Here is a 6941-nt window from a genome sequence, read left to right as displayed (position 1 = left end):
ACCTGTATAAAATTTTCAATGTTCTTTCAATTTAGCCTTGACTTTTTATTTGCAGGCTATAAATGTAATTGATTATTTTAACCGCCAATGCTAAACTGAGTAATCAGAAAGGAGGCGGTAAGTATTATGTTTACGCAGACAGACTACGACAAATTACAACAGATCATGGCAGAAAGCCCTGAGAAAAAGGAACTTCTCACCCGACTTCTCTCCCATCACCGTATGGAGATCAGTACCATCAGTCATGAAATCCGCAACCCGCTTACGCTGGTATACAGTAACCTACAGTTTCTGGAAAATGAATTTCCTGAACTTCTCCCCTCGAAGCACTGGAAGAACATGCACCAGGATGTTGAATATATGAAACAACTTCTGGAGGAACTCTCCGATTTTAATAACGGAGACCGCCTGTCTCTTCAGTCACTCGACACGAATACCTTCCTCCGGAATGTTGCTCTTTCTTTTGCTACATCCATCCTGGATACCGATATTCAAATGACTTCTAAAATTCCGCCTGCGCTTCCGGTTATTCAGGCTGATCCGGTAAAACTGCGTCAACTGTTACTGAATCTCTTAACAAATGCAAAAGCTGCTGTACTCAGTCCGGCTTTGAAAAACCCGGAACAGCTTCCTTCCATTTTTCTGGAAGCCCGTCTTGCAAAACAGTCTCTTGTAATCGAGATCCGGGACAATGGCTGCGGTATCACATCGGAACAACGTGATAAGATCTTTGAGCCATTCGTCACTTATAAAAAAGATGGAACCGGTCTTGGCCTTGCGCTGGCACGGAGAATTGCCACGTCCCATGGCGGAACACTTACTGTCTCCTCAGTCCCAGGCACTTTCACGGTATTTACGCTTTCTCTTCCAGTACAATAACACTGCAAGAACGAGACCGGATACCAGACCACCAATGTGTGCGAAATTATCCACACCGCCACTGGTAAATCCATAGTACAGACTCAGTATGATCATAAATAGAATGCCGCGACCGGTAATCGTTCCAATCCGGCCGCGGTTACGAATTGCTACATATAAAATTGCTCCCACAATCCCGAAGATTGCGCCGGATGCGCCTGCGGATACCGCATAATCACCCGTTTGCATATCCCAGAGTGCTGATAAGATATTCCCACTCAGCCCACTTAAGAAATATATGATCAAAAACTTAATCTTTCCAATCTCACCTTCCAGATTCCATCCTATAACAAGCAACATTACCATATTATTCGCAAGATGATCGAATCCAAAATGCATAAACATGCTCGTAAACAATCGATAGTATTCTCCACGATTTATAATATAAGGAACATACATGGCTCCATGTCCAAGCATAAACTCCGCATCCTCGGTCATTCCTTTTGCTGTCAGTACAAAGAATACAATAATATTTGCCAGAATCAATAAAACTGTACAGGGCGCTTTTTCCTGTTTATATCTCATTTAGTCAGACCACACTTTCAAATTATCTGATATCTTTTCTTGAGTATAGCATATATTACATATAAAAATCAAAATTTCTTTTACAATTCCATCCATAATTGTATCTATAATTCTTCCTCTTCAATATGAAGATCATCCCATTCACCCCAGCGTGGCTTCTTGTGTTTTCTAAGGAAACGCCTTACCGGTGTCCACAGATTCTCCGTCTCTTCCATGATCAGGCTTCCCATCTCCTGCTCTACGATCCAGTCATGTTCTCTCGTATCATACCGCACTTCCTCTTTTTCCCACAGATTCCTCCTGTTTTGCACCTCCTTTTTCTGTATCTCTCTGTCCTCATTCTCTCTGGTTTCTTTTCGCTCATCCTCCTGATAGAGAATCTTTGTCATAATCTTATCCAGGCTGTAATTTTCTTCCATCGTCTCTCTATGCAGAAAAAAGATCGTCTGTACACTTTCCTCATCCTGATAATCTGCATGTTTGACAAAATACTCCGTCAATTCATGCAGATCTTTCCATAATTCCGATGTCTTCGGTGGATAATAGCAGAAATAAAACTGCTCCTCCTCATAAAAAATATATTCCGGGTTTAATAATATACAATGAATGTCCAACAGATATTTTTGCACTTCCTCAAGCGCCATACTTAAACATTCCAGAAATATTTTTATGTCTTTCGCACTGATTTCATTTCGCTCATACATTGCCCGCATAGAAATCTTGCCGCTCACATTATAATCATAGCAACTTCGCCCGTTAAATCCTCTACCTCTCACCGGCAATATTCCTATAATTTCATTACTCATCAGCATACGCATCTGATAATCTTCTTTGTATTCTGTCTCTTCCTCAATTGTTATTTTTCGCTCCATTTGCCAATTCCTCCAGTTTCTTTTTCTCCCGGATCTTCCTTTCCGGTTCTGTAACGGCAGCACATTTTCGGACCGCTACTTTGAATTTTCCTTTTTTCGCAGTTACCGTCACTTCTATTTCTTCTTTTCCGACGGTTACATTTGCTCGACCCGTTGGAAATAAAACGCATTTTTTTCTTATCCGCTCTCTGTATAATGCCTGTAATTTTCCTGTTTCTACGCCATCTTTTTCCCTTGCTTTTGTACTTCCGACCACTGCTGTCTCATACGCTGCCGCACCGAGAATATTTTTATCATGATAGTAAAAAACCGCCAAAATACACCCCATGATCAGAAATAATATCATCGGCATTAAGAAAGACATCTCTACGGTCATGCTTCCTGATAATTTTCTTCTTTTCACACTTCTGCCTCCTCTCAGCTTTGTCTTCTCCCAGCTCTATTTCCAACTGACCAGATACAATATATATCCACATGTCAGAAATGGATAAAAGGGAAGTGCATATTTACGGGATATTTTCTTCATCCCCACAGTTCCTTGCGCCATACCCTTTCCCCGGATACTGTAATAACTAAGTAACACGACCGCAGCCAGTGCGAGAAGAAAAAATGCACCAGAGAGTACAATCAGCAATTTCCAGATTCCCAGATAAATTCCAAGCAACAGAATCATGATGCTGTCTCCATATCCTATTCCTTCACCTGTCAGTCTGCTGATCCCAAGGAAGCATAATCCGACTGCAATTCCACCACCAAGAATCCAGACATTACATTTTCCATAGCATATCTGAAAAATGACTGCTCCAATTCCCGCTGCCGCAAGAAGCTCTCCAGACACTTTCCGATATAATAAATCCGTAACAGACATACCTGCCAGAATCCCAAGGCAGACCATCTGACTTATTTTCCACATTTTGAACACACTCCTTTTCCTGCTGCCTCCGACACCGGAATGGCATATACTGTACGCTTTAGTCCACTGCACAAGACAGAACTGTGATACCGGTTTCCATAATTGGTAATAAATACCGATCCTGCATTTGCCGGATGACAGTGCTCGCAAGGATGATACTTTCCACCACTGCTGTTGCGCAGAGTATCCAGTTGTCCATTTGACACACTCTTAATCGTCAGATCCAGATAAGCACAGTGATAATCCCTGTGGTAAACCATTCCTGTTTCTGTGATATATACCGTTTCTTTCTGCTGATCTCCAAATCCTTCTTTTTCATAACCAGTCCACGCCTTGACCTTTAATTCCACACCACATGTTATCGTAGGGATGGAAAACATCGGAATTGGAACACGAATCCTGTATTCCGCCTGTAGATTCGCAATTCCTGTCCGTATTGACATCTGCGAATGACTGCAGTCGATTCCTGCACTGCCACCTTCCACAATACTTCTCTCTAACCGATCAGCACCGATTCCTTCAACCACTTCCTTTTCCAATTGCTTCGTCTGCATAAAAGGTTTTATGGCATATTCCTGCGCTGCCCTTTTTCCTGCGTACTGCAGTCCACTTCGCACTGCCGTCTGCACTGCCATCATCTCCATCAAATACAAAAGACAGACTACTGCAAGGAAAAATATCGGCACTGCTATAGCCGCCTCAACTGTGATACTTCCTTTTCGAGAGGTGAAGACAGATACTCTTTCAGACGATGTCCGTTCGATAGGTCTTAAGGGGAGTTTATAATTTTTTATCATGGCACGAATCCTTCTCCTTTCTTCGTTCTATGAAAAGTTTTTCTTTATTTGTCCGAAAGAGCATCTGTCTTCACCCCTAGCGATATCCATAGTAAGTTGGAAACTGATAAGTAATCCCACGCCGCAGTTTACAGGTACTTTTCATTTCTATCTTGCTGATGCACTGGTCTGCACGGAAGAAAGCAAGTCCGAACCGCCCCCGCAATGTACCTTCGATCATATCCAGTGCACGAAGTCCTAATTTCTCCTTACTCGTGAGAAATAACAACATGCGCACATAGTCCCGGTATCCCAGTCCTTCTTTGCAGTCTTTTCCATCATTCAAATCTCCGTCTTCACCTAATTTCAACAATCCCGCCAGAGATAACTGCCAGTTTTCATCTGATTTGACAAGCGGTATCTTCCCTCCTCCCAGCAGGCTTCGTATATCTACAAGCGACTCTCCATACGCCCATGAAAGAAGAATTACCTGCGCTGCCGCCTCTGTTACCGCCGGAACTGCAAGAACCGCACAAAGCGATAATGCCATCGCCTTCGCTTCTGCTTTTTTTGCAGCATTTCCCTGCAAATATATATAATTAGGAACAAAACGTAACATCAGCAGTTTTTTTACAACAGCTTCCAGATTCTCCCGGTCGCTTCCTTTTCCTTCCAGAAAATACTCCAACTGGTAATCTAGCAGGTCTCCTTTCCGTCCTGCTTTTGTTGCATCAGGGAAATGTTCCATCAGATATTCTCCCAAAAGCAGATGATCTAACTTTCCAATTCCTTCCGATACATCCGAGAAGTCACCATAACCTTCTCTTTTTCCTCTGTATTCCAGTGTGTCCGCCAGGTTCATCTGCTTGTCAGATACTTCTTTTCCTTTCGGCATCACCAATTCCGGAAGAGATGACTTTTTAAGACCTGCTACATGGGCAATCGGATTATCTTTCTCTGGAAGTTCTCCTTCATTTTCTTCTAATAACTGATCCAGTTCTCCCTGCTGTTTCTTCTCATTTTCTTCGTATTTTCCCGCTTCTTCTTCCTGTGTTTTCCAGTCTGCGCTTTTTCCTGTCAGGTCTTTCACTTTATCCATTCCATACTTCTCTTCCATATAAACCGCCACCTGTTCAAGAAAAGGCTGTCCGCCATGATCCGTCAAAAGGCTGAGCCGTTTCACAGACTGTTCCATTCCTTCAGCCCCATAAAATTCCAGCCGTTTCTTTATATTTCTTTCGCCATACGTCCCTGTTTCATAAGTTGCCTCCAATGCAAAAATCTCATATTCATCCAGAAGTTCTTTCTGATACTCTGCAAATACGGACTCCATTGCCCGGTTCATATCCGCACGCCTGTAATTTTTTGCCATCTGTACGGAGGCACTTTCCATAATGCCCCCGACAAATGATATAAACAGAATAAATATCAGGCTAAGATAGGCTGTCACTTCTCCTTTTTTTGCACCTGACACCATCATTCTATCCTCCTATATTCCCGAACTTTCGCTGGTGATCTTCTCGAAAATCGTCTCTACCAGACTGGTCAGCTGTGATTTGAAAATTAAAACCAGACCGATCAGCACGACCAGAATTAAAATAACCTCCACTACACCAATTCCGTCTTCTTCCTGTAAAACCTGTTTCAACCGATACCATCTCCACATAATTTCCGCTCCTTTTCATATTTTCATTTTACTTTTGTATCCCTTTTTCTTTCACACCATTTACATTTTAAGTATACCTACAACTGCACCGACAAAAATGCCGGTACGATCACAATCACCAGAACAACTGCAAGCATCAGAAACATTGGAAGTAACAGCTTCGTTCCTGCTTCTTCTCCTGCTCTCTTTGCGTGTGCTTTCCGTTCTTCCTGCGCCTGTATGGCTTCTGTTTTCAGCAATTGTCCCAGTCCTTTTCCACCTTTACGCAGATTCTGTGACAGCAGTGCGCCGAGTCGTATATACTCCTGCCTTTCACATCTTCTGCCGAAACGCTCATAGCTCTCTGACTCCATGATGCCGCTTTCCATCTCATAACAGGTCTGTTTCATTTCTTCATATACAAAACGTTCACCCCAGACTTCTCTCTGTGCTTCATAATCTGTTACAATCTTCCACCATGCCCGTTTTAATGTCATTCCTGCCCCTAAATACAGCGTCAGTTTGTTCAGAACTTCCGGGTAATCCAGAAGCATCTGCTTCTGCCGTTCTTTTTTCGCTTCATCGTCTTTCTGTTTCTCCAGTGCACACAAAAGCACGCCCGTAAGAATACCCATCACGATTACGATCAGTCCCCGGTAATCCATCTCCCGATAATATTTCACCGCTTTCTGCCCTAGTGTCTGTGGCAGGACAAAACGTTTCTTTTCCCGTGTCTCTTTTTCTTTTTCTTCAATTTTCTCTTTCAGTCTTGCTGTTTCTTTTTTATTTCCGCTGAGTGACTCCGGATAAATCACTGCAGCACAACTGTATCTTGCCTGTTCCATCCGGTCTTTCGTATAAGTCAGTACTGCATGAAGCTCGATCGGCGTACCGTCTGTCCGAACATGTTCTTTCTGGATCTCACCATATACATTCATAACCTTGTATTCCGATAATTCCCAGCTTATCTCCACCGGTTCTCCTTCCAGCGTTGTCATCAAATTAAGGTCCTGTTCTACATGATCCAGTGATTCATTTTCTCCCGGCATCTGTTTCTCAATTTTTCTGATACAGCGCCGGAAAAATTTCTTCATATCCTGTTTTGTATATTCCTGTTCTCCAACTTCAATTTTCAGTTTTTCTTTCTGTGAATCGCCAATAACCGCTTCCAGATCATGCATACTGCTTCCTTTCCCGGATGGGTTTCTTGTCAACCCATCTTTCATCGCTGTCCGTGTCTGTCCGAAATCCACCGCCAGAAGTGTAATCCCCAGAATGAACATGCTCACAGC

9 protein-coding genes are annotated in these 6941 nt (G+C 42.8%); 1 reads left to right on the top strand and 8 read right to left on the bottom strand.

Features of this window, described 5'->3' with window-relative positions; all coding sequences use genetic code 11:
- Positions 1 to 126: 126 nt before the first annotated feature.
- The gene (locus DWY31_RS13505; RefSeq protein ID WP_118520940.1) at positions 127 to 879 is read left to right on the top strand and encodes a sensor histidine kinase; all 753 of its coding nucleotides are present in this window, start codon (positions 127 to 129) and stop codon (positions 877 to 879) included.
- Here the strand turns inward: DWY31_RS13505 and DWY31_RS13500 are convergent.
- From DWY31_RS13500 to DWY31_RS13465, 8 genes are all read right to left on the bottom strand, one after another.
- Positions 829 to 1443, bottom strand: a complete 615-nt coding sequence (locus DWY31_RS13500) for a rhomboid family intramembrane serine protease (protein WP_117537454.1) — start codon at positions 1441 to 1443, stop codon at positions 829 to 831. The genes DWY31_RS13505 and DWY31_RS13500 overlap by 51 nt on opposite strands.
- A gap of 104 nt (positions 1444 to 1547) precedes the next feature.
- Complete coding sequence (locus DWY31_RS13495; RefSeq protein WP_118520938.1) at positions 1548 to 2315, bottom strand: DUF6382 domain-containing protein; 768 nt, start codon at positions 2313 to 2315, stop codon at positions 1548 to 1550.
- On the bottom strand, positions 2293 to 2718 hold the full coding sequence (locus DWY31_RS13490; protein ID WP_226976880.1) for a TadE family protein: 426 nt from the start codon (positions 2716 to 2718) through the stop codon (positions 2293 to 2295). Before DWY31_RS13490 ends, DWY31_RS13495 begins: the two co-directional genes overlap by 23 nt.
- 36 nt (positions 2719 to 2754) lie before the next feature.
- Positions 2755 to 3228 (bottom strand): hypothetical protein, encoded by a 474-nt coding sequence (locus DWY31_RS13485; RefSeq protein ID WP_021860447.1) that lies wholly within the window; start codon positions 3226 to 3228, stop codon positions 2755 to 2757.
- Positions 3216 to 4025, bottom strand: a complete 810-nt coding sequence (locus DWY31_RS13480; protein WP_118520936.1) for a TadE/TadG family type IV pilus assembly protein — start codon at positions 4023 to 4025, stop codon at positions 3216 to 3218. Before DWY31_RS13480 ends, DWY31_RS13485 begins: the two co-directional genes overlap by 13 nt.
- Positions 4026 to 4101: 76 nt before the next feature.
- Positions 4102 to 5484, bottom strand: a complete 1383-nt coding sequence (locus tag DWY31_RS13475) for a DUF5702 domain-containing protein (protein WP_243060619.1) — start codon at positions 5482 to 5484, stop codon at positions 4102 to 4104.
- A gap of 9 nt (positions 5485 to 5493) precedes the next feature.
- Positions 5494 to 5670: a Flp1 family type IVb pilin gene (locus DWY31_RS13470; RefSeq protein ID WP_021860450.1), complete on the bottom strand. Its 177-nt coding sequence runs from the start codon at positions 5668 to 5670 to the stop codon at positions 5494 to 5496.
- A 77-nt stretch (positions 5671 to 5747) separates the two neighbouring features.
- Positions 5748 to 6932: a type II secretion system F family protein gene (locus DWY31_RS13465; protein WP_243060622.1), complete on the bottom strand. Its 1185-nt coding sequence runs from the start codon at positions 6930 to 6932 to the stop codon at positions 5748 to 5750.
- Positions 6933 to 6941: the final 9 nt, after the last annotated feature.

Origin of the sequence: Dorea sp. AF24-7LB (assembly GCF_003478575.1) — a bacterium.
Taxonomy (GTDB): Bacteria; Bacillota; Clostridia; order Lachnospirales; family Lachnospiraceae; genus Dorea_D; species Dorea_D hominis.
The sequence above is the reverse complement of the archived record's forward strand: the minus strand, read 5'-3'. Positions and strand labels throughout refer to the sequence as shown.

Coding starts and splice junctions, on each gene's coding strand:
- DWY31_RS13505 (WP_118520940.1), top strand. CDS start 127: ATGTTTACGCAGACAGACTACGACAAATTACAACAGATCATGGCAGAA.
- DWY31_RS13500 (WP_117537454.1), bottom strand. CDS start 1,443: ATGAGATATAAACAGGAAAAAGCGCCCTGTACAGTTTTATTGATTCTG.
- DWY31_RS13495 (WP_118520938.1), bottom strand. CDS start 2,315: ATGGAGCGAAAAATAACAATTGAGGAAGAGACAGAATACAAAGAAGAT.
- DWY31_RS13485 (WP_021860447.1), bottom strand. CDS start 3,228: ATGTGGAAAATAAGTCAGATGGTCTGCCTTGGGATTCTGGCAGGTATG.
- DWY31_RS13480 (WP_118520936.1), bottom strand. CDS start 4,025: ATGATAAAAAATTATAAACTCCCCTTAAGACCTATCGAACGGACATCG.
- DWY31_RS13475 (WP_243060619.1), bottom strand. CDS start 5,484: ATGATGGTGTCAGGTGCAAAAAAAGGAGAAGTGACAGCCTATCTTAGC.
- DWY31_RS13470 (WP_021860450.1), bottom strand. CDS start 5,670: ATGTGGAGATGGTATCGGTTGAAACAGGTTTTACAGGAAGAAGACGGA.
- DWY31_RS13465 (WP_243060622.1), bottom strand. CDS start 6,932: ATGTTCATTCTGGGGATTACACTTCTGGCGGTGGATTTCGGACAGACA.